General features: G+C 47.2%; 15 protein-coding genes. 12 read left to right on the top strand and 3 right to left on the bottom strand.

The genetic code is table 11. The annotated features are described in order from the left end of the window. Window positions 1-48 precede the first annotated feature (48 nt). The 3 genes from uptA to HAP68_RS08940 all read right to left on the bottom strand — a co-directional run bounded on the left by uptA (window position 49) and on the right by HAP68_RS08940 (window position 2,021). Entirely contained in the window at window positions 49-639 is a 591-nt protein-coding gene (gene uptA / locus HAP68_RS08950; protein WP_007410125.1) for an undecaprenyl phosphate transporter UptA, read from the bottom strand. A 74-nt stretch (window positions 640-713) separates the two neighbouring features. Further along, entirely contained in the window at window positions 714-1,607 is an 894-nt protein-coding gene (gene galU / locus HAP68_RS08945) for a UTP--glucose-1-phosphate uridylyltransferase GalU (protein WP_024085384.1), read from the bottom strand. Window positions 1,608-1,613: 6 nt separating this feature from the next. After that, complete coding sequence (locus tag HAP68_RS08940) at window positions 1,614-2,021, bottom strand: GtrA family protein (RefSeq protein WP_024085383.1); 408 nt, start codon at window positions 2,019-2,021, stop codon at window positions 1,614-1,616. Window positions 2,022-2,299: 278 nt separating this feature from the next. Here HAP68_RS08940 and HAP68_RS08935 point away from each other — a divergent pair, with 278 nt between their 5' ends. From HAP68_RS08935 to bamA, 12 genes are all read left to right on the top strand, one after another. Beyond that, window positions 2,300-3,070: a 6-carboxyhexanoate--CoA ligase gene (locus tag HAP68_RS08935; RefSeq protein ID WP_015388156.1), complete on the top strand. Its 771-nt coding sequence runs from the start codon at window positions 2,300-2,302 to the stop codon at window positions 3,068-3,070. Continuing rightward, window positions 3,067-4,413, top strand: a complete 1,347-nt coding sequence (bioA, locus tag HAP68_RS08930) for an adenosylmethionine--8-amino-7-oxononanoate transaminase (RefSeq protein WP_024085382.1) — start codon at window positions 3,067-3,069, stop codon at window positions 4,411-4,413. Before HAP68_RS08935 ends, bioA begins: the two co-directional genes overlap by 4 nt. Next, entirely contained in the window at window positions 4,403-5,563 is a 1,161-nt protein-coding gene (gene bioF, locus HAP68_RS08925) for an 8-amino-7-oxononanoate synthase (RefSeq protein ID WP_024085381.1), read from the top strand. Before bioA ends, bioF begins: the two co-directional genes overlap by 11 nt. Next, window positions 5,560-6,261 (top strand): dethiobiotin synthase, encoded by a 702-nt coding sequence (gene bioD, locus HAP68_RS08920; protein ID WP_024085380.1) that lies wholly within the window; start codon window positions 5,560-5,562, stop codon window positions 6,259-6,261. The genes bioF and bioD overlap by 4 nt, the downstream gene beginning before the upstream one ends. Before the next feature lie 2 nt (window positions 6,262-6,263). Beyond that, entirely contained in the window at window positions 6,264-7,283 is a 1,020-nt protein-coding gene (bioB, locus tag HAP68_RS08915; RefSeq protein WP_003153914.1) for a biotin synthase BioB, read from the top strand. Window position 7,284: 1 nt separating this feature from the next. Continuing rightward, window positions 7,285-8,481, top strand: a complete 1,197-nt coding sequence (locus tag HAP68_RS08910; protein WP_014305101.1) for a cytochrome P450 — start codon at window positions 7,285-7,287, stop codon at window positions 8,479-8,481. A gap of 303 nt (window positions 8,482-8,784) precedes the next feature. Next, window positions 8,785-10,230 carry a GntP family permease gene (locus HAP68_RS08905; RefSeq protein WP_024085379.1) on the top strand — a complete coding sequence of 482 codons (1,446 nt, stop codon included), beginning with the start codon at window positions 8,785-8,787 and terminating at the stop codon, window positions 10,228-10,230. A gap of 24 nt (window positions 10,231-10,254) precedes the next feature. Further along, window positions 10,255-10,956: a CoA transferase subunit A gene (locus tag HAP68_RS08900; protein ID WP_003153920.1), complete on the top strand. Its 702-nt coding sequence runs from the start codon at window positions 10,255-10,257 to the stop codon at window positions 10,954-10,956. Window positions 10,957-10,973: 17 nt separating this feature from the next. After that, on the top strand, window positions 10,974-11,636 hold the full coding sequence (locus HAP68_RS08895) for a CoA transferase subunit B (protein ID WP_007410136.1): 663 nt from the start codon (window positions 10,974-10,976) through the stop codon (window positions 11,634-11,636). A 12-nt stretch (window positions 11,637-11,648) separates the two neighbouring features. After that, window positions 11,649-12,434: a 3-hydroxybutyrate dehydrogenase gene (locus HAP68_RS08890; RefSeq protein WP_014305097.1), complete on the top strand. Its 786-nt coding sequence runs from the start codon at window positions 11,649-11,651 to the stop codon at window positions 12,432-12,434. Window positions 12,435-12,989: 555 nt separating this feature from the next. Next, a complete protein-coding gene (gene bamD, locus HAP68_RS08885) occupies window positions 12,990-14,192 on the top strand; it encodes a bacillomycin D biosynthesis malonyl-CoA transacylase BamD (protein ID WP_024085378.1) in 1,203 nt (400 codons plus the stop codon). Window positions 14,193-14,211: 19 nt separating this feature from the next. Next, a complete protein-coding gene (bamA, locus tag HAP68_RS08880; RefSeq protein WP_024085377.1) occupies window positions 14,212-26,160 on the top strand; it encodes a bacillomycin D hybrid PKS/NRPS BamA in 11,949 nt (3,982 codons plus the stop codon). Window positions 26,161-26,203 lie beyond the last annotated feature (43 nt).

Below are 26,203 nucleotides of genomic sequence, written 5' to 3'. Positions count from 1 at the left end.
AAAAGACTGCATAGATCCGGCTCGCAGCCGTTCTTATGCAGTCTTTTTTCACAGTCTTGATCTCATTTTCTTCACAACAAAATAAACAACAATAAATACGAGAGCCAATATAATGATCGGAGTTGTATACATTCCGGCATAGCTGTCTACGTCTTTCCACTGTCCCCCGAGCTGATACCCGAGATAAACGAAAATGACAGACCACGGAATAATGGCAAGCGTCGTCAATATGACAAACTTGGAAAGAGGCATTTTCGCAAGGCCGGCCGGGATGGAAATCGCATGTCTGACGACCGGGATAAACCGCGCCGAGAACACAACGCCGGCGCCGTAACGGCGAAACCAGTTTTCCGCAACATCAACATGATGCTTTTTCAGAAGTAAGTACTTGCCGTACTTGTCCAAAAACGGCCGTCCCCCATAACGGGCGATCCAGTATATAAAGCACTGCGCGATCGTTCCCCCGATCACACCGGCGACAATGGCGCCGATAAAGCTGATCGTGCCTTCTGACACCATATAGCCTCCGTAAGCCAGAACGATTTCACTCGGAATGATTTCGATCATTAATCCGAGCGCAATCCCTAAATAGCCCATACTTGTCAGCCAGGATAATATTTCACTAATAAAATTGCCCACACTGTTCACAACCTCTTTATCTTTTTACCCAATTATATGACTGATTGACAAGCAAAATGGTTACAAATTATTTTTTAACGCGCGATTTCTTCAGATTCTCTTTTTAACACCTCTTCTAAATAAGCTAAAAGTTTCGGTCTCATTTCTTCCCGCAGAAGCCCGATCTCCGTGCCGGCCTTAAAACAGCCGAACTTATCTCCTATATCAAACCGGCTTCCTTCAAGCTCCCGCGCGTAAATGCTTCGGGTGCGGCATACTTCGCGCAGCGCGTCTGTCAATTGGATTTCGCTGCCCGCGCCTCTTCCGATCGTCTTCAGCGCTTTAAAAATGGCAGGGGTTAATATGTAACGGCCCAACACGGCAATATGAGAGGGCGCCTTTTCAACGGCCGGTTTCTCAATCAGATCCTCAACCCGGTACACATGACCGCTCTGCCGCCCCGTCTGTATAATACCATATTTGCTGACATCAGCAGGATCGACGGGCTGTACGCCGATCGTTTCTGTGCCGTGTTGGTTATAGACGTCTATGAGCTGTGAAAGAGCGGGAGTGTCAGATACCATAATATCATCACCTAATAGAACGGCAAAAGGCTCATCTCCGATAAAATGCTCCGCACACAGCACCGCATGGCCTAGTCCGAGCGGTTCTTTCTGACGGATGTAATGAATATTGGCCAAATCGGCAATCCGCTGCATTTCCTTCAGCGTCTCTGACTTGCCTTTTTCCTTAAGATTGATTTCCAACTCCGCCGACCGGTCAAAATGATCTTCAATCGAGCGTTTGTTTCTCCCTGTAATAATCAGTATATCTTCAATTCCTGACTCTCTTGCTTCTTCGACAATGTACTGGATGGCCGGTTTGTCGACGATCGGCAGCATTTCTTTCGGCTGCGCCTTTGTCGCCGGCAGAAATCTCGTTCCTAAACCCGCTGCGGGGATGACCGCTTTTCTCACTTTTTTTCTCATTCATCTTCACTCCTGATCCTGTATGTTTTTCAGCGAATCTCCAAATACCCAGATTCGGTTTCCGATAAAATTCATCATCATTCCGCCGATAGTGGCGGCGAGCTTACTCACCAAAAGCGAACAGCCGCCTTTTTGAAACGCGTACAGCAGCAAAAAGGTGATTCCCGACGCTGCAAGATTAACGATGAGAAAGCGCACGATCTCTTTCCCGTCAGCCTTGTGTTTTACACGAAACGTCCACTTCCGGTTCCACACATAGCTGTTGATGATCCCTGCCGAATAGGAGCAGATCTGCGCCGGCAGATAGGGGACAAGGCAAGCGGTGAGAAGAAAGAAGACACCAAAATCGATCAGCGTATTGCCGGCGCCCACGGTGCAAAAACGGCCTGCTGTCTTTACTTTTTCTTTCAGCATAACGGCATCCGGTTTTGGCCTCCCTTCATAAGTAAGATGCGGATCGCTGTCCTGTTTGTTGATATGGATTACTTTAGCGGACAGTGTTGAATAAACAATTACTAAAATATGAACAAAACATGAAAACGTAATGAGGCTTTGTAAAACCCATTAAGTTAACAGTTTTATAGTTTAGGTTGACATATTACGTGCAAGACACTAATATTCTGTATTAGTGTTAACCTTTTATTATTTTGGTTAACATTAAATTTCGAAATAAAAGAAAGGAGGGAAATTTCATGCGGGAAGAGACCTATTACAGCGTCAGAATGAGAGCTTCCCGAAACGCCCCCCATGAGCAGGGCGGAAAACACATTTCCGGCGGAGAACGGCTCATCACTTACAGCGGTTTACAGGAAGCGGTAGATGGCTTATTACATAAAGGCTTCTCACACTCAAGAGGGATACCTGATTTTATGCAGATTCAGCTTGAAAGCGTTCATGAACCGATCGAAACGATCCGCCCTTTGCCGGTTGCCCTCCATCAAACAGACACCCCGGAAAAAGGACAAGCAATCGCCCGCAAGCTTCTGCAAAAGGCGGGGATTCCTCCGCACATGATCGAGAAAGCGTACGAAAACATTGCGGAATATGCAGAAGCAAGAGGAGCGGTCCTGTTTGATATCCGGGCAGGAAAACGCATTGACTGCAGAGGGAATAGAGGTGTGCGGGTATCCCGAGTGGATTGGCCGTCACCTGATTTTCAAAAATGGGCTTTTACTCACAACATGCCGGAAAATTCACGAATAAAGGAAGCACATGCCATCGCGGCAAAAGTTTGCGCACATCCGGGAATTATTGCCGAATTGTGCTGGTCAGATGACCCTGATTACATAACAGGCTACGTTGCCGCAAAGAAGCTGGGATATCAGCGGATTGCCAAGATGAAGAATGCCGGAGATGAAAGCGGATGCCGGGTTTTCTTTACTGATGGCTCCATAGATGCGGAGAGCTGTATCCATTTTTTAGAGAAGCAGCCTGTATTCATACAGCGGGAGGAGAACATATGAAACAATCAATGATTGAAAAAAGCAAACAGCATCTTTGGCTGCCTTTCACACAAATGAAAGATTACGATGAAGATCCGTTCATCATTGAAAGCGGAAACGGGATCATGCTGAAAGACATCAGCGGCAAAGAATATTATGACGGCTTTTCTTCAGTATGGCTCAATGTACACGGCCACCGCAAAAAAGAAATGGATGAAGCGATTCAAAAACAGCTTGAAAAAATCGCTCATTCGACTTTGCTGGGTATGACGAACGTTCCCGCAACAGAACTTGCCGAGATGCTGACGGGCATCACACCGGAAAAGCTGACGCGCGTTTTTTACTCCGACAGCGGAGCGGAAGCAATGGAAATCGCTCTGAAAATGGCCTTTCAATACTGGAAAAACGTAGGGAGACCTAAGAAGCAGACGTTTATTTCGATGCAGAACGGCTATCACGGCGATACAATCGGAGCCGTCAGCGTCGGCTCCATTGAACTCTTCCACCATGTGTACGGCCCGCTGATGTTTGAAAGCTACAAAGCCCCGATTCCATATGTATACAGATCTGAAAGCGGTGACCCCGTACAGTGCCGGGATGAATGCCTTCACGCGCTCGAACAGCTGCTTGCAAAGCACCACGAAGAGATTGCCGCACTTACGATTGAATCGATGGTGCAAGGCGCATCCGGGATGATCGTCATGCCTGAAGGCTTTCTGGCAGGCGTACGAAAGCTGTGTACGGCATATGATGTGTTAATGATCGTTGACGAAGTGGCGACGGGGTTCGGCCGCACCGGAAAAATGTTTGCCTGTGAGCATGAAAACGTCCAGCCGGACTTGATGGCGGCAGGGAAAGGCATTACGGGAGGCTATTTGCCGATCGCTGTGACGTTTGCCACAGAAGCCATTTATGAAGCCTTCTACGATGACTACGACAAAATGAAAACATTTTTCCACGGCCATTCCTATACAGGAAATCAGCTTGGCTGTGCCGCGGCAATTGAAAATCTGCGTTTATTCGAATCAGAGCGCATCGTTGAACGAGTCGCCGAAAAATCAAAAACGGCTGCGAAATTTCTTCATGATCTGAAGCTGCTTCCTCATGTCGGCGATGTCCGCCAGCTCGGTTTGATGTGCGGCATAGAGCTTGTGCAGGATAAGGGGACAAAACAGCCTTACCCGCCTGAAAAGCGGATGGGATACAAGGTGTCCTTGAAAATGAGAGAGCTGGGTATGCTGACACGGCCGCTCGGTGACGTCATCGCCTTTCTTCCGCCGCTCGCCAGCACAACCGACCAGTTACAAGCCATGATCTCCATTATGAAAGAAGCGATAGCCGAGGTGACCGGCCGTGGATTTTGACGGATGGCTCCTCGGAAGGCTCGATGCGGTGAAAAGAGACGGGCTGTATCGGACGCTGCGAACACAGGAAACCGCTCTTAAAACCAAGGGGCAAAAGCCGCAGACCTGGGCGTCCAATGACTATTTAGGCCTGTCAAAAGATGAACGGCTGATCACAGCCGCGCAAACAGCGCTGAGCCGGTTCGGAGCGGGAAGCGGCGGCTCACGGTTAACGACAGGAAATACTGTGTGGCACGAAAAACTTGAGCAAAAAATCGCGGACTTTAAACAGACGGAAGCGGCTTTATTATTTTCAAGCGGTTACTTGGCGAATATCGGCGTGCTTGCCTCACTGCCTCAAAAAGGCGATGTCATTTTAAGCGATCAACTGAACCATGCGAGCATTGTTGACGGCTGCCGTTTATCAAAAGCGGAAACCATCGTGTACCGCCATATTGATATGGCTGATCTTGAGAAAAAACTTGCCTCCGTCCAGACTCGGAACCGCCGCTTTATCGTCACAGACGGCGTTTTCAGCATGGACGGCACCATCGCGCCTCTTGACCGAATAATGGCGCTTGCAAAGCAGTACCAGGCATTTGTGATAGCAGATGACGCGCATGCAACCGGTGTACTCGGGGAAAACGGCGGAGGAACCAGTGACTATTTCGGTGTTTGTCCTGATGTTGTCATCGGCACATTAAGCAAAGCTGTAGGAACGGAAGGCGGTTTTGCCGCGGGATCCAACATTTTTATTGATTTTTTGCTGAATCAGGCGCGGACGTTTATTTTTCAGACGGCCCTCCCGCCGTCAATTTGTGCGGCTTCGCATACGGCATTTGACCTCATATCAGATATGCACGATACGCGCCGTGAGCTGCAGTCGTCTGTCAAAAAGATAAAAACGCGTCTGGCCGATATGGGCTTTACTGTAAGAGGCGGAGATACACCGATTATTCCCGTTATCATCGGTGATGCAAAAACAGCGGTTTCAGCCGCTGCGCTGCTTGAGAAAAAGGGAATCTGCGCCCCGGCCATCCGCCCGCCCGCCGTTCCGGAAGGCGAAAGCAGAATCAGGCTGACCGTTACGGCGGATCGCAGCTTACAGGACATAGACGAGCTGACAGAAGCATTTGATTCCATTAGAAAAGAGCTGAATATAAACAAATGAGAAGTTTTTTTGTCACAGGAACAGATACCGGCGTCGGAAAAACCATCGTTTCTTGCGGACTTGCCGCGGCATTCAGGCAGAAACAGGCGGATATCGGAGTGTTTAAGCCGTTTTTAAGCGGCGTGCCGCGGACTCATCCGGAAAGTGACACCTCGCTGTTGAAAAACATGTCACAAACCGCACTGTCTCATGAAGAAATCACGCCATTTGAATGGAAAGAGCCGCTTGCGCCGTACACGGCCGCCATGCTTGAGGGGAAATCCGTGAGCATGGATGAAGTCATGGCCCACTGGAGTAAGATCAAAAATCGTCATGAGTGTTTCATCGTCGAGGGGGCAGGCGGCATTTCCGTTCCGCTTGGTGAAAATTACTTAGTCAGTGATTTGATAAAAGCCTTGGAATTACCGGCAGTGATTGTCGCCAGGCCTGATCTCGGAACCATCAACCACACATATTTAACCGTTGAATATGCGAAAAACATGGGAATAGAGGTTCTCGGTATTATGATCAACGGCGTAAAGAGCCGGCCGGGGCTGGACGAGAAGACAAACCCGAGCATGATTGAAACATTATGCAAAGTTCCGATTTTGGGAATCACACCGAAGCTGGATCACGTTTCACCGGAAAACATTCAACACATGATTGAGAAACATATAGATGTTTCCTCTTTCATGAATCTGACACAAATGGGGAGATAAACATGAATCAATGGATGGATCTTGCAGAGAGAGTTCTGGACGGGGCGGAAGTAACGAATCAAGAAGCGCTGGCCATTTTAAATTGTCCTGATGAGGATCTTTTATTGCTGATGCATGCCGCTTTTCATATCAGAAAACGATTTTACGGAAAAAAAGTAAAGCTGAATATGATTATGAATGCAAAATCAGGCCTGTGTCCGGAAAATTGCGGGTACTGTTCACAATCTTCAATATCAAAAGCGCCGATCGAGTCTTATCGGATGGTGGATAAGCATATATTGCTTAAGGGGGCAAAACGCGCCCATGACTTGAATATAGGGACATACTGCATCGTCGCCAGCGGGCGGGGACCGTCAAACAGAGAAGTAGATCAAGTTGTTGATGCTGTCAAAGAAATTAAAGAAACGTACGGTTTAAAAATCTGCGCATGCCTCGGTCTGCTGAAGCCGGAACAGGCAGAGCGCCTGAAACAGGCAGGAGTAGACCGGTACAATCATAACATCAATACATCACAAAGGAATCACTCAAACATTACGACTTCCCACACGTATGACGACAGGGTCAATACGGTGGAAACGGCGAAACAATCGGGGATGTCGCCTTGTTCGGGTGTCATCGTCGGCATGAAAGAAACGAAACAGGACGTCATTGATATGGCGAACAGCTTAAAAGCGCTTGATGCCGACAGCATCCCGGTTAATTTTCTGCATGCGATTGACGGAACTCCGTTAGAAGGGGTAAGCGAATTACATCCGGTGTATTGCCTGAAAGTGCTCGCCTTGTTCCGTTTTATCAATCCGTCAAAAGAAATCCGTATCTCAGGAGGCCGGGAAGTCAACCTTCGTTCGCTGCAGCCGCTGGGACTTTACGCCGCAAATTCGATTTTCGTCGGAGATTACTTAACGACAGCAGGGCAGCATGAAACAGAGGATCATCAAATGCTCCATGATTTAGGGTTTGAAGTCGAATCCGTTGAAGAAATGAAAGCCGGCCTGCAATCCGCCTGCAATACGGAGGTATAAGATGACGGCGGGCCTATCGACTGCACATCCGTCCCTCCATGCGGATTCGGATTTTTGGAATGACCCTTACCCGTTTTATGAAAAACTGCGTGCCATTGATCCTGTTTATAAAGGAACCGTATTAAAACATCCGGGCTGGTATGTCACCGGGTATAAAGAAGCGGCAGCGATTTTGAAAGACACCCGGTTTAAAAACCGCGTCCCTTTTCCGGAAGCTTCAACGAAATATCAAAATCTATCTCATATCCAGCACGATATGCTGTTATTTAAAAATCAATCAGACCATAAGCGGATGCGGATGCTTATAGGTAAAGAATTTACCGCAAAGACGGCGGAATCACTTCGCCCCTGTATAAAAGAAACGGTTCATGACTTGTTGGATCAAATCCAAAACAAAAAAAACGCAGACCTTGTTTCAGAGTTTGCCTTTCCATTGGCAAGCCTCATCATTGCGGAGATACTCGGAGTGCCGAAAGAGGAGAGATATCAATTCAGACAATGGACGGCAGACGTCATTCAGGCCATTGATCTTACCCGGTCAAGAAAGATGTTAGTCAGAGCAAGCGACACCGCAGGCAGGCTGACTGCATATTTCAGAGATTTGATTCACGAGCGGAAAGCACATCCTCAGGAAGACTTAATCAGCAGGTTTATTATGGGGGAACAGCTTTCAAAAGACGAAGTGCTCGCGACATGTATCTTACTTGTCATAGCCGGACACGAGACGACGGTAAACCTCATGAGCAACGGTGTGTTTACTTTATTGAAACACCCTGAACAGCTTAGCGCACTGAGAGAAAACCCCTCGCTTATTGAAACTGCTGTCGAGGAATGTCTGCGCTACGACAGCCCCGCGCAGCTGACGGCACGCACCGCTTCAGAAGACTGTGAAATAAATGGGAAGACCATAAAAAAAGGAGAGCAGGTATATATCCTTTTAGGGGCAGCCAATCGCGATCCAAGCATATTCGATCAGCCTCATAAAATGGACATCCAAAGAAAACCGAATCCGCATCTTGCATTCGGAAAGAACGCCCATTTTTGCATAGGCTCCTCATTAGCGCGCATCGAAGCACAAATTGCAATTCTCACACTGTTTGAGCGGATGCCTAAGCTTCGGCTGGCCGCACACCGCCTTGAATACCGCAAGCTCATTGGTTTTAGGTCGCTCAAAGAGCTTCCGGTTGTCCTTGGCTGAATGACCATGCAGGAGGGCCGGATTTTATCGGTTCCTCTTGCAGGAAATAAATGAAAGAAAAAAGAATACATATTTATAAAGCAAAAATCCTCTCTGATCCATCTCACTATCCCTAAAAAAACTCGCTGCTCAGCCATTCAATATCATACAGCAAGAATCTCCTTTTCTTTCGCCAAAACGGAAAATTCACCATGATGCACATTTTTTCAGCCTCAGAAACGGTGCAAAATCGGCATGTTTTTTGCTTTATTTTCTTGATTTTTGTAAGCGCTTACTAATATTGAGCAGAAAAGAGGGGGATTTGTGGACATTGTTATTATTTTATTGGCATTAGGCATGCTGATGTTTGCGGCTTACCGGGGCTTTTCAGTCATTTTATTCGCCCCGATTTGTGCGCTGTTTGCCGTGCTCCTGACAGATCCAAGCTTCGTACTTCCTTTCTTCTCGAATATATTTATGGAGAAGATGGTAGGATTTATTAAGCTGTATTTTCCCGTATTTCTTTTAGGGGCCGTTTTTGGCAAGGTTGTTGAAATATCCGGGCTCGCCGAGTCGATTGCAAAAACAATCGTCAGGCTTGTGGGAGCAAAAAGAGCCATTCTCGCCATCGTCTTAATGGGTGCGATTTTAACGTACAGCGGCGTCAGTCTCTTCGTAGCGGTGTTTGCCATTTATCCGTTTGCTAAAAACCTATTTATTAAAGCTGATATTCCCAAGCGTCTGATACCCGGTACGATTGCATTGGGCGCGTTTACTTTTACAATGGATGCGCTTCCCGGCACACCGCAAATTCAAAATGTCATTCCGACAGCTTTTTTTAAAACAAACATTTATGCCGCTCCCTGGCTCGGACTGATTGGCGCAGCATTTGTGCTTACGGCCGGAATGATTTATTTAGAATCCCGGCGCAAAAAAGCGGCCAATGCCGGAGAAGGCTATGCTGGATTTCAATCTGAAGTTTCCGCTGCAGAGGATTCCTCAAGTCTGGCTAATGAAAAACATACGCCTGTTTTACCGCAGGAGGCAGAACCCAGCCCCGCGCGGCAAGTGCTCGCCTTTGTTCCGCTTATCCTTGTGGGGATCATGAACAAATGCTTCACGATGTGGCTCCCGCATTGGTACCCTGACGGATTTGATTTTGCGCAGCTCGGTTTAAAAGCGTTCGGGAAGATTGACCTTTCCTCCGTCACTGCGATCTGGTCAGTAGAACTCGCACTGCTCATCGGAATCATGACAACGATTTTGTTCGATTGGAAAAAAGTGCTCTTCAATTTGAAAGAAGGACTGAATGAGGGCATCGGGGGTGCCTTGCTGGCGTCGATGAATACAGGAGCCGAATACGGATTTGGCGGCATCATTGCGGCGCTTCCCGGCTTTAAAATGGTCAGCAGCGGCATATCGCAGACGTTTACTGATCCGCTCGTCAACGGAGCGGTGACGACCACTGCGCTTGCCGGGATTACAGGATCGGCATCAGGAGGAATGGGCATCGCTTTAAGCACGATGTCAGCAGCGTATACAGAAGCAATCAATACATTCCACATCCCGCCGGAGGTCATGCACCGGGTGATTTCGATGGCCTCCGGCGGGATGGACACTCTTCCGCATAATGGCGCCGTCATTACACTGCTCGCGGTCACCGGGTTGACCCACCGCCAATCCTACAAGGATATCTTTGCCATTACCGTCATTAAAACAGCCGCTGTGTTTGTCATTATCGCCATTTACAGTCTGACGGGCCTTGTGTAGCCAAAACAGAAAGGGGAAACGAATATGGGAAAAGGAAAAGTGATGGACTCTTATAAAGATGCTGCTGCACTGATCAAGGACGGAGACACCCTCATCGCAGGAGGCTTCGGCCTGTGCGGCATTCCGGAACAATTAATACTCGCGATCAGGGACAGCGGCGTGAAAAACTTGACCGTTGTCAGTAATAACTGCGGTGTTGATGATTGGGGGTTAGGCCTCTTGCTTGCAAACCGGCAGATCAAAAAAATGGTCGCATCCTATGTCGGAGAAAACAAAACCTTTGAACGGCAGTTTTTAAGCGGGGAGCTGGAAGTCGAATTGGTGCCCCAAGGAACGCTCGCAGAAAGAATTCGCGCGGGAGGGGCGGGCATTCCGGCGTTTTATACACCTGCGGGCGTCGGAACATCAGTAGCCGAGGGAAAAGAACATAAGACATTTGACGGGCGCACCTATCTTCTGGAGAAAGGGATTACAGGGAACGCCGCCATCGTAAAGGCCTGGAAAGCCGATCCTCTGGGCAACCTGATGTTCAGAAAGACGGCGAGAAATTTCAATCCGCTCGCTGCAATGGCAGGCAAAGTGACGATTGCAGAAGCTGAAGAAATCGTCGATGCCGGAGAGCTTGATCCCGATCAAATTCATACGCCGGGTATTTTTGTGCAGCACGTTCTGCTTGGCGGGATTCATGAAAAACGGATTGAACGCCGCACCGTCCGGCAAGCATGATAAAGGAGGCTGACAGAATGAGAGATAGCAGAAAACGAATGATCAAACGGGCTGTAAAGGAAATTAAGGACGGAATGAATGTGAACTTGGGGATAGGGATGCCGACGCTTGTAGCCAATGAGATACCGAATGATTATAACGTCCTGCTTCAGTCTGAAAACGGCTTGCTCGGAATCGGGCCTTATCCGGCGGAAGGAACGGAGGATCCCGATCTGATCAATGCGGGAAAAGAAACCATTACCGAGGTAAAGGGAGCCTCGTATTTTGACAGTGCCGAATCCTTCGCCATGATTCGCGGCGGCCACATTGATGTAGCGATCCTCGGCGGGATGGAAGTGTCCGAACGGGGAGATTTGGCGAACTGGATGATCCCCGGAAAAATGATCAAAGGAATGGGTGGCGCCATGGACCTGGTCCACGGAGCAAAACGGATTATTGTCATTATGGAGCATGTTAATAAATATGGGGAATCTAAAGTGAGAACGGAATGTACGCTGCCTTTAACCGGCAGGCAGGTGGTCGATCGGCTGATCACAGATTTGGCTGTATTCGATTTTCATGATGGCCGTATGACGCTCACCGAACTGCAGGAAGGTGTAACAATGGAGGAGGTCTTTGAGAAAACAGAAGGTCATTTTACTGTCAGCCAGTCGTTAAAAAACGGGGTCAGACCAAAATGAGGAGGTGCCGTCATGCATTCATTGCTTATTGAAAAAACAGCCGTTGTAACAGGAGCAGCCGGAGGAATCGGGCTTGAAATCGCAAGAGAATTCGCCCGTGAAGGAGCAGCCGTCATCATCTCTGATGTAAACGAACAAGCGGGGAAAGAAGCGGCGGCAAGACTGAAAGAAGAAGGCTGTGAAGCAGTCAGCATCACATGCGATGTAACAAATGAAAAGCAAGTGGCCGACATGCTGCAGACGGTCGAGAAACAATTCGGACGCCTCGATATCCTTGTGAATAATGCGGGCATTCAGCATGTCGCGCCCATCGAGGAATTTCCCACCGAACAGTTTGAACGGCTCATTCGTGTCATGCTGACTGCGCCATTTATCGCAATGAAGCATACATTCCCCATTATGAAAAAACAGCAATTCGGGCGAATCATTAATATGGCGTCTGTCAACGGGCTGATCGGTTTTCACGGGAAAGCGGCATATAACAGCGCCAAGCACGGCGTCATCGGTTTAACGAAAGTCGGCGCACTTGAAGGCGCGGCTGACGGCATTACCGTCAATGCGCTTTGTCCGGGATATGTGGACACTCAGCTTGTCCGCAATCAGTTAAAGGACATTTCCGCAACAAGGAATGTACCGTACGAGCGGGTGCTTGAGGACGTCATCTTTCCGCTCGTTCCCCAAAAACGGCTGCTGTCAGTGAAGGAAATCGCTGATTACGCTGTATTTTTGGCCAGCGACAAAGCAAAAGGGGTTACAGGTCAGGCCGTAGTCATGGATGGCGGGTATACCGCTCAATAGTTCTTATATTTTTTTAAAAACAGCCGCTCTGAACGGCTGTTTTTTTATGCCTGAAAAACTTGTTCACTCAATAGGCCGATTTACTGCCCAACCGGTATCCGGGCTGGGTCATTCACATGTTCTGCGGCGTATTTTGTCCTTGCAGATTTTTCTCATCCAGATCCATTTCTGCGCCGCATTTATAATCAAGCGCCATCAGTTTACAATCCTTCACAGATATACAAATGAATTTTTACAATAAACATAAAATATGTAATTTCTGACACAATAATGCCAATAGCCCTAAAACATATGAAACATGAAGAGCGCGACCTAAGTGATGAAGAGCCGGTAACAGGCTCCACTCCGGCTTTTCATCATCTCTCTTTAAGACTGATTTTCGGTGAAACCCCATGTTTTATTTTATGAATAAATATATCTAATTCGTTTGTAAAATCGAACAATAACTCCTCCGAAAGTATTCTATACACATTTGTTATAATCATGCTAGGATGTTAGATAAAGGGATAATTTGTAGGATATTGTATTTCTGTTCAATATGATCGGAGGAATCTCATGAACAATCTTGCCTTTTTATTTCCTGGACAAGGGTCTCAATTTGTAGGAATGGGCAAACAATTTTGGAATGATTTTGTGCTCGCAAAGAGATTGTTTGAAGAAGCGAGCGATGCGATCTCCTTGGATGTAAAAAAACTGTGTTTTAACGGAGATATGAATGAATTGACAAAGACAATGAACGCGCAGCCCGCTATTTTAACGGTCAGTGTTATTGCTTTTCAAGTGTATATGCAGGAAATAGGGGTGAAGCCCCGCCTCCTGGCAGGCCATAGCTTAGGCGAATATTCAGCGCTTGTCTGTGCCGGCGCCCTTTCTTTTCAGGATGCCGTTACACTTGTAAGGCAGCGGGGAATTCTTATGCAGAATGCGGATCCTCAGCAGCAGGGGACGATGGCCGCCGTGACTCACCTCTCTCTTCAAACGTTGCAGGAAATATGTTCGAAAGTGTCGACGGAAGACTTTCCGGCAGGAGTAGCCTGCATGAATTCAGAACAGCAGCATGTGATTTCCGGACACCGGCAAGCTGTGGAACGTGTCATCAAGATGGCGGAGGAAAAGGGAGCGGCATACACTTATTTGAATGTCAGTGCGCCTTTTCACAGTTCGCTGATACGATCAGCATCTGAACAATTCCAGACTGTATTACACCGGTATTCCTTCCGGGATGCCGCATGGCCGATCATTTCAAATGTCACCGCACGCCCTTACAGCAGCGGAAATTCAATCAGCGAACATCTCGAGCAGCACATGACGATGCCGGTAAGATGGACGGAATCGATGCATTACTTGCTTTTACACGGAGTCACAGAAGTCATCGAAATGGGTCCGAACAATGTCTTAGCCGGTCTGCTGAGAAAAACAACGAATCACATTGTACCTTATCCCTTAGGACAGACATCTGATGTTCACTTGCTTTCCAATTCAGCAGAAAGAAAGAAACATATTGTCCGTTTACGCAAAAAACAACTGAATAAATTGATGATTCAATCCGTCATTGCGCGAAATTACAACAAGGATTCAGCGGCTTATTCCAATATGACGACGGCATTATTTACGCAAATCCAAGAGCTGAAAGAGAGAATGGAAAGACATGAAAATGAGCTCTCAGAACAAGAGCTCGAACATTCGATCCATTTATGCAAATTAATTTGCGAGGCTAAACAGCTTCCGGATTGGGAAGAATTGCGGATTTTAAAATAAAGCGCCCAGGAGGGGACCTATGTATACCAGTCAATTCCAAACCTTAGTAGATGTCATTCGGGAAAGAAGCAATATCTCTGACCGCGGGATCCGTTTTATCGAATCCGATAAAAACGAGACGGTTGTCTCTTATCGCCAATTGTTTGAAGAGGCGCAAGGGTATCTTGGCTATTTACAGCATATCGGCATTCAGCCGAAGCAGGAAATTGTATTTCAAATCCAAGAAAACAAATCATTTGTCGTTGCTTTTTGGGCTTGTATATTAGGAGGAATGATCCCGGTGCCGGTCAGTATCGGAGAAGATGATGACCATAAGCTGAAGGTCTGGCGCATTTGGAATATATTAAATCACCCGTTTCTGATTGCCTCTGAAAAAGTATTGGACAAAATAAAGAAATACGCTGCAGAACACGATTTACAGGATTTCCATCATCAATTAAACGAAAAATCTGACATCATTCAAGATCAAACCTACGATTACCCCGCTTCGTTTTATGAACCTGATGCGGATGAACTCGCCTTTATCCAATTTTCTTCAGGATCGACAGGAGATCCAAAAGGAGTCATGTTAACGCATCACAACTTAATACATAACACGTGCGCCATTGGGAATGCCCTAGCCGTTCATTCGAAAGACTCTTTCTTATCATGGATGCCTTTAACGCATGATATGGGGCTCATCGCCTGCCACCTTGTTCCCTTCATAACCGGAATCAATCAAAATCTGATGCCTACAGAATTATTTATTCGCAGACCTATCCTTTGGATGAAAAAAGCTCATGAACATAAAGCCAGTATTCTATCCTCTCCTAATTTCGGATACAACTACTTCCTTAAATTTCTGAAAAACGAACCAGACTGGGATTTATCCCACATCAAGGTCATCGCAAACGGTGCAGAACCGATATTGCCGGAGCTATGTGACGAATTTTTGAAAAGATGCGCAGCATTCAATCTGAAAAGATCCGCCATTTTGAATGTTTACGGTTTAGCGGAAGCTTCGGTCGGCGCATCATTCTCTAAATTAGGTAAAGAATTCGTTCCCGTTTATTTGCATCGTGACTATTTAAATCTTGGTGAAAGAGCTGTAAACGTCAGCAAAGAGGATCAAAATTGCGCTTCATTCGTCGAAGTGGGACGACCTATTGACTATTGTCAGCTTCGGATCTCCGATGAAGCAAATGAAAGAGTAGAAGACGGAATCATCGGCCATATCCAGATCAAAGGAGACAATGTGACTCAAGGGTATTATAACAACCCCGAGAGTACGGAAAAAGCGCTGACTTCTGACGGCTGGGTAAAAACGGGAGACCTCGGATTCATTAGTGAAAGTGGTAACTTAGTCGTAACCGGAAGAGAAAAGGACATTATTTTCGTGAACGGAAAAAATATCTACCCGCACGATATTGAACGGGTAGCGATTGAAATGGAAGAGGTTGACTTAGGAAGGGTTGCCGCATGCGGTGTATATGATCAAAAGACACAAAGCGGAGAAATCGTGCTCTTTGTTGTTTACAAAAAATCACCTGAAAAATTCGCACCGCTTGTCAAAGATATAAAAAAGCATTTGCTCAAGCGGGGCGGCTGGAGCATAAAAGATGTCCTTCCGATCCGAAAACTCCCTAAAACAACCAGCGGAAAAGTTAAACGCTACGAACTTGCCAGACAGTATGAGGCAGGGAATTTTTCAACAGAGTCTGCCGCCATCAATGAATATTTGGAGAGCAGCCCGGAAACGTCCGGACAGACTCCCATTCATGAAATTGAAACGGAATTACTGTCTATCTTTTCCGATGTGCTCAATGGGAAAAAGGTTCACCTCGCTGACAGTTATTTTGATATGGGAGCAAATTCATTACAGTTATCGCAGATTGCCGAGCGCATAGAACAGAAATTCGGACGCGAGCTTGCCGTTTCAGATCTCTTTACGTATCCTTCTATCACTGATTTAGCGGCGTATCTGTCTGAAAGCCGGGCTGAAATCAAGCAGGACGTGGCAGCGAAACCAAGCCATGTGACACCGAAAGATATCGCCATTATCGGGATGTCGCTCAATGTCCCTGGAGCATCAACTAAAAATGATTTTTGGAATCTGCTTGAAAAAGGTGAGCACAGCATTCGAGAATACCCTGCATCCCGGCTGAAAGATGCGGCGGATTATTTAAAGTCCATCCAAAGCGAAATCAATGAGAATCAGTTTGTGAAGGGCGGCTATTTAGATGAAATCGACCGCTTTGATTACTCGTTCTTCGGTTTAGCTCCTAAAACGGCTCAGTTTATGGACCCTAACCAAAGACTGTTTTTGCAGTCTGCATGGCATGCGATTGAAGATGCGGGCTATGCCGGCGGCAGCATGAACGGGAGCCGTGTCGGGGTATATGCAGGGTACTCGAAGGTGGGCTACGATTATGAACGTCTCCTTTCTGCGAATTATCCGGAGGAGCTTCATCAATATATCGTGGGCAATCTCCCTTCCGTGTTAGCCAGCCGAATCGCTTATTTCTTAAATTTAAAAGGGCCGGCGGTCACAGTCGATACGGCGTGCTCCTCATCGCTTGCCGCCGTTCATATGGCATGTAAATCTTTAATATCCGGCGATTGTGAAATGGCTCTTGCCGGCGGTATCCGGACATCGCTCTTGCCGATCTGTATCGGACTTGATATGGAATCTTCGGACGGGTACACGAAAACGTTCAGCAAAGATTCAGACGGTACTGGCACAGGTGAAGGCGCGGCCGCAGTCCTGCTGAAACCTCTGCAGGATGCTGTTCGCAACGGAGACCATATTTACGGCGTAATCAAGGGAAGCGCGTTGAATCAAGACGGAACAACCGCCGGGATTACAGCACCGAATCCGGCAGCTCAGACTGAGGTCATTGAGACGGCCTGGAAAGACGCGGGCATTGCCCCTGAAACACTGTCTTTCATCGAAGCGCATGGCACCGGAACGAAGCTCGGCGATCCGGTTGAATTTAACGGGCTTTGTAAAGCGTTTGAAAAGTATACGGCAAAAAAACAATTTTGTGCGATTGGTTCTGTTAAATCGAACATCGGTCATTTGTTTGAAGCGGCAGGCATCGTCGGGCTGATCAAATCTGTCCTCATGCTGAATCACAAGAAAAATCCGCCGTTAGTGCACTTTAATGAACCTAATCCGCTCATTCATTTTCACTCTTCACCATTTTACGTAAACCAGGAAGCTGCAGCGTTCCCATCCGGTGATGAGCCGCTGCGAGGCGGAGTCAGCTCATTTGGCTTTAGCGGAACGAACGCTCATGTGGTATTGGAAGAATATATTTCTCAAAGTGAGTATGCGCCCGAGGATGAACATGGGCCGCACCTATTTGTTTTATCCGCTCATACTGAAAAATCACTCTATGAACTCGCACAGCAGTACCGGCAATATGTATCGGATGACAGCCAAGCTTCATTAAAGTCCATTTGCTATACAGCCAGTACGGGCAGGGCTCATTTGGATCATGGCATTGCCATGATTGTATCCGGTAAACAAGAACTATCGGATAAGCTGACCCGCCTGATTCAGGGAGACAGAAACCTTCCCGGTGTATACATCGGCTACAAGAATATGAAGGAAATGCTGCCCGCTCATAAAGAAGAGCTGAATAAACAAGCAGCCGCACTGATTAAGCAGCGTTTACGTACGCAAGATGAACGGATCACATGGCTGCATCGCGCCGCCGAATTATTTGTGCAAGGAGCCGTTATCGATTGGCGCGCGCTTTATTCAGGTGAAACTGTACAAAAGACGCCATTGCCCTTGTATCCGTTTGAACGGAGCCGATGCTGGGCTGAAGCTGACCAATTGCGCTTAAACGAGGACGAAAAGAGAGGAGAAGCGGCATTGAATATCAATCAATCGAAGTCGCATATTGAATCCTTCCTGAAAACTGTAATCAGCAATACTTCGGGGATCAGAGCGGAGGAACTCGATCTGAATGCTCATTTTATCGGACTCGGAATGGATTCTATCATGCTGTCACAGGTCAAAAAAGCCATCGCGGACGAATTTGGGGCAGACATCCCGATGGATCGTTTTTTTGATACGATGAACAACCTTCAAAGTGTCATAGATTACTTGGCTGAGACCGTTCCAACGTCCTTTGCATCCGCTCCGCCTCAAGAGAATGTTCCGGCGCAGGAAATGCAGGTCATTTCAGAAGCACAGTCTGAATCGGATCGCAGAGAAGGTCATCAAGAGCATATGCTCGAAAAAATAATCGCTTCTCAGAATCAATTAATTCAGGATACCTTGCAAGCTCAATTAAATAGCTTTAATTTGTTGAGAAACAGCGGACATCATTCCGATGAGAAAGAATACGCTAAAGCGCAAGAGAGATCAATTCCTTCTGTCCAGCAGGGGCCTCCGGCCGTCACTGCAGAAAAGAAAGCGGCTCAAGAAGCGAAACCCTATGTTCCTTTCCAGCCTCAGAACCTGCATGAACAGGGACACTATACCGCACGGCAAAAACAATACTTAGAAGATTTCATCAAGAAATACGCAGATAAAACGAAAGGTTCCAAACAATATACGGACAACACCCGATTTGCTCATGCAAACAACCGCAACTTGTCCAGCTTCCGTTCATATTGGAAGGAAATCGTATACCCGATTATCGCCGAACGTTCTGACGGTTCTAAAATGTGGGATATTGACGGAAATGAATATATCGATGTCACCATGGGATTCGGGGTTAACCTTTTCGGGCATCATCCTTCCTTTATTACACAGGTTATCGATGATTCAGCCCGTTCTTCATTGCCTCCGCTCGGACCGATGTCAGATGTCGCCGGTGAAGTTGCCGACCGGATCCGCACATGTACCGGGGTAGAAAGGGTCGCTTTCTATAATTCCGGAACAGAGGCCGTCATGGTTGCCCTGCGTTTGGCGCGGGCGGCAACAGGAAGAAAGAAAGTCGTGGCGTTCTCGGGGTCTTATCACGGCACGTTTGACGGCGTATTAGGGGTTGCCGGCACAAAAGGCGGAGCTGCGTCTGCGAACCCGCTGGCTCCGGGTATACCGCAGAGCTTTATGGATGATTTGATTATTTTACATTACAACAATCCCGATTCGCTGGACGTGATCCGCAGTCTTGGTGATGAATTGGCAGCCGTACTGGTGGAACCGGTACAAAGCCGCAGACCGGATTTGCAGCCGCGGGCATTTTTGAAAGAATTGCGGGCGATCACGCAGCAATCCGGAACAGCTCTGATTATGGATGAAATTATTACCGGATTTCGGATCGGTCTCGGCGGCGCACAGGAATGGTTCGGCATTCAGGCTGATTTAGTGACCTACGGAAAAATCATCGGCGGCGGACAGCCGTTAGGGGTAGTTGCCGGAAAAGCTGAGTTCATGAATGCGATCGACGGGGGCACCTGGCAGTATGGGGATGATTCCTACCCGCAAGACGAGGCGAAACGCACGTTTGTGGCCGGAACCTTCAATACTCATCCGCTTACCATGAGAATGTCATTAGCCGTGCTTCGTCATTTACAAACCGAGGGAGAACATCTGTATGAGCAGCTTAATCAAAAAACAGCCTACTTGGTGGATGAGCTGAATCGCTGCTTCGAACAAGCGCAAGTGCCTATCCGCATGGTTCGATTCGGTTCTTTATTCCGGTTTGTCTCATCGCTTGATAATGACTTGTTCTTTTACCATCTCAACTATAAAGGTGTCTATGTGTGGGAAGGACGCAACTGCTTCTTGTCTGCGGCGCATACCGCTGATGATATCGAAAAGATTATTCAAGCGGTGAAAGACACGGTGGAGGATCTTCGCCGAGGCGGATTTATTCCGGAAGGCCCGGACTCCCCTGATGGCGGAGGCCGTAAAAAGTCCGGGACGCGCGAGCTTTCACCTGAACAAAAGCAGTTGGTTATGGCATCCCATTACGGGAATGAAGCGTCCGCCGCTTTAAACCAGTCCATTATGCTGAAAGTGGAGGGCGAACTGCAGCATACACCATTAAAACAAGCCGTCCGGCATATCGTTGGCCGTCATGAAGCTTTACGTACGGTGATTCATCCCGATGACGAGGTACAGCAAGTGCAGAAACGGATGAATATAGAAATACCAGTCATTGATTTTACCGTTCACCCGCATGAACATCGGGAGTCGGAAATTCAAAAATGGCTGACAGAAGATGCCAAGCGGCCGTTCCATTTCCATGAACAAAAGCCTTTGTTTAGAATCCATGTGCTTACATCGGCTCACAATGAACATCTGATTGTGCTCACGTTCCATCATATCATTGCCGATGGATGGTCAATCGCCGTATTTGTTCAAGAACTGGAGAGCAACTACGCGGCAATTGTACAAGGAAAGCCGATTTCACCGAAAGAGGCAGATGTTTCGTTTCGCCAATACTTAGACTGGCAGCAGGCACAGATTGACAGCGGCCATTATGAAGAAGGGGTCCGTTATTGGCGGTGTCATTTCTCTGAACCGATACAGCAGCCAATTCTGCCGAGCACAGGTTCTGTCCGTTATCCGAACGGGTATGAGGGAGACCGGTGTACCGTCAGGCTTGGACGGCCATTGAGCGAGGCTTTAAGGTCATTAAGCATTCAGATGAAAAATAGCGTATTTGTGACAATGCTGGGTGCATTTCATCTTTTTCTGCACCGGCTTACCAAACAGTCAGGCCTTGTGATCGGGATCCCCGCAGCAGGTCAATCGCATATAAAACAGCATGATCTGATTGGAAATTGCGTCAATATGATTCCGGTGAAGAACACGTCTACTTCAGAAAGCACTTTAACCGGTTATCTTGGCAGTATGAAAGAAAGCGTGAATCTTGCAATGCGGCACCAAGCCGTCCCGATGACACTGGTGGCCAGAGAGCTTCCGCACGATCAAGTGCCGGATATGCGTATTATCTTTAATTTAGACAGGCCTTTTCGAAAGCTGCATTTCGGAAAGGCGGAAGCGGAGCCCGTTGCATACCCGGTAAAATGCACCCTGTACGATTTATTTCTTAACATAACAGACGCGCATCAAGAATATGTTCTTGATTTCGACTTTAATACGAACGTCATCAGTCCGGAAATCATGAAAAAGTGGGGAGCGGGTTTTACAAATTTGCTGCAAAAAATGGTTGAGGGGGATTCAATCCCTCTTGACGCCATGATGATGTTTTCCGATGAAGAACAGCACGATTTACAAAAACTGTATGCCGAACACCAGAAGCGGGTCTCTTCAATAGGAAGCAATACAGCAAATTTCACTGAAGCCTACGAGGCGCCGATAAATGAAACGGAACGGCAGCTGGCGCGGATTTGGGAGGAACTTTTCGGCCTTGAACGGGTCGGCAGATCAGATCGCTTTCTGGCTCTGGGAGGAAACTCGCTCCAGGCGACGCTTATGCTTTCCAAAATTCAGAAGACATTTCATCAAAAGGTTTCCATCGGACAATTTTTCAATCACCAGACTGTTAAGGAATTAGCACATTTCATTCAGAACGAAACAAAAGTCGTGCACCTCCCGATGAAGGCTGCCGAGAAAAAAGCGTATTACCCGACATCGCCGGCGCAGCAAAGAGTATATTTCCTGCACCAACTGGAACCGGATCAGCTGGCGCAAAATATGTTCGGCCAAATATCAATAACAGGGAAGTACGATGAGCAAGCCCTGATCTCGTCTCTTCAACAAGTGATGCAGCGGCACGAAGCGTTTCGCACGTATTTCGACATTATAGATGGCGATATCGTTCAGAAACTTGAAAACGAAGTTGATTTTAACGTTCATGTCCGGACAATGAGCCGGGACGAATTTGATGCCTATTCAGACCGGTTTGTAAAACCGTTCCGCCTGGACCAAGCTCCGTTAGTTCGTGCGGAGCTGATCAAGATTGAAAACGAGCAGGCCGAACTGCTCATCGATATGCATCATATCATTTCGGATGGTTATTCCGTCAACATCCTTACAAATGAATTGCTGGCTTTATATCATCAGAAACCATTACCGGACATTGAATTTGAATATAAAGATTTCGCAGAATGGCAAAACCAACGGCTGAATGAGGATGCCATGAAGCGGCAGGAGACATATTGGCTGGAACAATTTCAAGACGAAATTCCCATCCTTAACCTGCCGACAGACGGTTCAAAAGCGGCAGAACGGTCTTCTGAGGGACAGCGAGTAACATGCTCCTTACAGCCGGATGTCATCCGTTCGCTTCAAGATTTGGCGCAAAAGGCGGAAACCACTCTCTATACAGTGCTCCTGGCCGCCTATAATGTGCTGCTTCATAAATATACCGGACAAGAAGACATTGTCGTAGGCACGCCTGCTTCAGGAAGAAATCATCCGGATATCGAAAAAATCATCGGTATTTTCATACAAACCATCGGAATCCGGACGAAGCCGCACGCCAATAGAACGTTTACGGATTATCTGGAAGAAGTAAAGCGGCAGACGCTTGACGCTTTCGAAAACCAAGACTATCCATTCGACCGGCTTGTGGAGAAATTAAATGTGCAGCGGGAAACAACCGGACAGTCTCTGTTTAACACGATGTTTGTGTTTCAAAACATTGAATTTCATGAAATCCGGCACAATGAATGTACATTTAAAGTGAAAGAACGAAATCCAGGGGTCTCTTTGTATGATTTGATGCTCACGATCGAAGATGCCGGTCAACAGATAGAGATGCATTTTGATTATAAACCGGGACGATTCACAAAAGACACCATTGAACAGATCACCAGACACTATACCGGCATTTTAAACAGTCTTGTTGAGCAGCCGGAGATGACATTGTCTTCCGTTCCTATGCTGTCTGAAACCGAACGGCATCAACTGCTGACGGAGTGTAACGGCACAAAGACGCCGTATCCGCATAACGAAACAGTAACCCGATGGTTTGAAATGCAGGCGGAACAGAGTCCCGATCATGCAGCCGTTATTTTTGGCAATGAGCGGTATACGTACAGACAGCTCAATGAACGGGCGAACCGATTGGCGCGGATGTTACGGACAAAAGGCGTACAAGCGGATCAATTCGTTGCCATCATCTCTCCGCATCGCATCGAGTTGATTGTTGGTATTTTGGCTGTTCTGAAATCAGGCGGCGCATACGTGCCTATTGATCCTGAATATCCGGAAGATCGGATCCAATATATGCTGAGAGATTCAAGGGCGGAGGTTGTGTTGACACAGCGCAGCCTGCTGGATCAATTACCGTATGATGGTGACGTTGTGCTTTTGGATGAGGAAAACTCATACCATGAGGATCACTCGAATCTTGAATCGGACAGCGATGCGCATGATTTGGCCTACATGATCTATACGTCAGGTTCCACGGGAAATCCAAAAGGTGTCCTCATTGAGCATCAGGGACTGGCTGATTATATTTGGTGGGCGAAAGAGGTCTATGTAAGAGGTGAGAAAACCAACTTCCCATTATACTCTTCCATCTCTTTCGATCTGACTGTGACCTCGATATTTACGCCGCTGGTTACGGGAAATACCATCATTGTCTTTGACGGCGAAGACAAAAGCGCTGTGCTTTCTGAGATTATGCGGGACTCAAGAATAGACATGATCAAGTTGACCCCGGCACATCTGCACGTCATCAAGGAGATGAATATCGCTGGCGGCACCGCAATACGGAAAATGATTGTCGGCGGAGAAAATTTAAGCACCCGTCTGGCCAAAAGTGTCAGCGAGCAGTTTAAAGGCCGGCTGGACATTTTCAATGAATACGGACCGACGGAAGCTGTCGTCGGATGTATGATTTATCACTTCGACGCAGAACGGGACAAGCGGGAATTTGTACCGATCGGCACTCCGGCTGCCAACACGGATATTTATGTGGCCGATGCAAGCAGAAATCTGGTTCCGATCGGGGTAATCGGCGAAATATATATCAGCGGACCGGGTGTTGCCAGAGGGTATTGGAACCGTCCGGATTTAACGGCAGAGAAATTTGTTGAAAACCCGTATGTCCCGGGAGCGAAGATGTACAAATCAGGGGATTTGGCTAAGCGGTTGAAGGACGGAAATCTTGTATATATCGGGCGCATTGATGAACAAGTCAAAATCAGGGGACACCGAATCGAGCTTGGTGAAATTGAAGCAGCAATGCATAACGCGGAAGCGGTGCAAAAAGCCGCGGTTACAGTGAAAGAAGAAGAAGACGGCTTAAAACAATTATGCGCGTATTACGTAAGCGACAAGCCTATAGCGGCTGCGCAGCTTAGGAAACAATTGTCATCGGAGCTTCCGGACTACATGGTTCCGACCTATTTTGTCCATCTGGAGCATATGCCGTTAACGTCCAACGGGAAAATAAACCGTAAGGCACTGCCTGCACCAGAAGCGAGTCTGCAGCAGACAGCTGAATATGTTCCGCCGGGTAATGAGACGGAGTCCAAACTGACTGATTTATGGAAGGAAGTGCTCGGAATAAGCCATGCGGGGATCAAACATAATTTCTTTGATCTCGGAGGCAACTCCATCCGAGCGGCTGCCTTAGCCGCCAGAATTCACAAAGAGCTGGATGTGAATCTGTCTCTCAAAGACATATTCAAGTTTCCTACCATTGAACAATTGGCTGACAAGGCGTTACACATGGACAAAAACCGATATGTACCGATTCCGGCTGCAAAGGAAATGCCATATTATCCGGTTTCTTCAGCTCAGAGGCGTATGTATTTGTTAAGTCACACAGAAGGCGGCGAGCTGACTTACAATATGACGGGTGCCATGAATGTGGAAGGGACGATCGATCCCGAACGGTTAAACGCCGCTTTCCGAAAATTAATCGCGCGTCATGAAGCGTTGCGGACCAGCTTTGATTTATATGAAGGCGAGCCGGCACAGCGTATTCATCAGAACGTCGACTTTACGATAGAACGGATTCAAGCAAGCGAAGAAGAAGCGGAAGACCGTGTGCTTGATTTCATCAAAGCGTTTGACTTAGCCAAACCGCCGCTGATGCGGGCCGGACTGATTGAAATTGAACCTGCGCGGCACGTGCTTGTGGTTGATATGCATCATATCATTTCTGACGGCGTGTCCGTCAATATTCTGATGAAAGATTTAAGCCGAATCTACGAGGGGAACGAACCGGACCCGCTCTCTATTCAATATAAAGACTTTGCAGTTTGGCAGCAATCGGACATTCAGAAACGGAACATCAAGAGCCAGGAAGCGTATTGGCTGGATCAGTTTCACGGTGATATTCCTGTACTGGATATGCCTGCGGATTATGAGAGACCTGCCATACGCGATTACGAAGGCGAATCATTTGAATTTCTTATACCCGAACACTTGAAACAGTGTTTAAGCCAAATGGAAGAAGACACAGGAGCAACACTGTATATGATTTTATTGGCGGCCTATACGATTCTTTTATCCAAGTACAGCGGACAAGAAGATATTATCGTAGGAACGCCATCTGCCGGGCGGACTCATTTGGATGTAGAGCCGGTCGTGGGAATGTTCGTCAATACGTTAGTCATTCGCAATCACCCGGCGGGCCGTAAAACATTTGATGCCTACTTAAACGAAGTAAAAGAAAACATGCTGAACGCTTATAAAAATCAAGACTATCCGTTGGAAGAATTAATTCAGCATCTGCATCTTCCAAAAGATTCAAGCCGCAATCCTTTATTCGATACGATGTTTGTGCTGCAAAATCTCGATCATGCTGAATTGACTTTTGATTCTCTTCAACTCAAGCCGTATTCATTTCATCATCCGGTTGCCAAATTCGATTTGACCTTGTCGATTCAGGCGGACCAAGACAACTATCACGGACTGTTTGAATATTCGAAAAAACTGTTTAAGAAAAGCAGAATCGAGGTTTTATCAAACGACTACTTACACATTCTATCGGCGATTTTGGAACAGCCAAGCATTCTAATTGAACATATCGGATTGAGCGGCAGCAATGAGGAAGAAGAGAACGCGCTTGATTCTATTCAATTGAACTTTTAGGGAAAAGCATTATTTCTTTAAATTATATAAAATGAGGTGCTCC

The sequence above is a fragment of the Bacillus sp. Bvel1 genome (assembly GCF_014872755.1).
Taxonomy (GTDB): Bacteria; Bacillota; Bacilli; order Bacillales; family Bacillaceae; genus Bacillus; species Bacillus velezensis.
The sequence above is the reverse complement of the archived record's forward strand: the minus strand, read 5'-3'. Positions and strand labels throughout refer to the sequence as shown.

Excerpts from the sequence above, each read along its gene's own strand:
- galU (WP_024085384.1), bottom strand. The coding sequence starts at position 1,607 with ATGAGAAAAAAAGTGAGAAAAGCGGTCATCCCCGCAGCGGGTTTAGGA.
- HAP68_RS08940 (WP_024085383.1), bottom strand. The coding sequence starts at position 2,021 with ATGCTGAAAGAAAAAGTAAAGACAGCAGGCCGTTTTTGCACCGTGGGC.
- HAP68_RS08935 (WP_015388156.1), top strand. The coding sequence starts at position 2,300 with ATGCGGGAAGAGACCTATTACAGCGTCAGAATGAGAGCTTCCCGAAAC.
- bioA (WP_024085382.1), top strand. The coding sequence starts at position 3,067 with ATGAAACAATCAATGATTGAAAAAAGCAAACAGCATCTTTGGCTGCCT.
- bioD (WP_024085380.1), top strand. The coding sequence starts at position 5,560 with ATGAGAAGTTTTTTTGTCACAGGAACAGATACCGGCGTCGGAAAAACC.
- bioB (WP_003153914.1), top strand. The coding sequence starts at position 6,264 with ATGAATCAATGGATGGATCTTGCAGAGAGAGTTCTGGACGGGGCGGAA.
- HAP68_RS08910 (WP_014305101.1), top strand. The coding sequence starts at position 7,285 with ATGACGGCGGGCCTATCGACTGCACATCCGTCCCTCCATGCGGATTCG.
- HAP68_RS08900 (WP_003153920.1), top strand. The coding sequence starts at position 10,255 with ATGGGAAAAGGAAAAGTGATGGACTCTTATAAAGATGCTGCTGCACTG.
- HAP68_RS08895 (WP_007410136.1), top strand. The coding sequence starts at position 10,974 with ATGAGAGATAGCAGAAAACGAATGATCAAACGGGCTGTAAAGGAAATT.
- HAP68_RS08890 (WP_014305097.1), top strand. The coding sequence starts at position 11,649 with ATGCATTCATTGCTTATTGAAAAAACAGCCGTTGTAACAGGAGCAGCC.
- bamD (WP_024085378.1), top strand. The coding sequence starts at position 12,990 with ATGAACAATCTTGCCTTTTTATTTCCTGGACAAGGGTCTCAATTTGTA.
- bamA (WP_024085377.1), top strand. The coding sequence starts at position 14,212 with ATGTATACCAGTCAATTCCAAACCTTAGTAGATGTCATTCGGGAAAGA.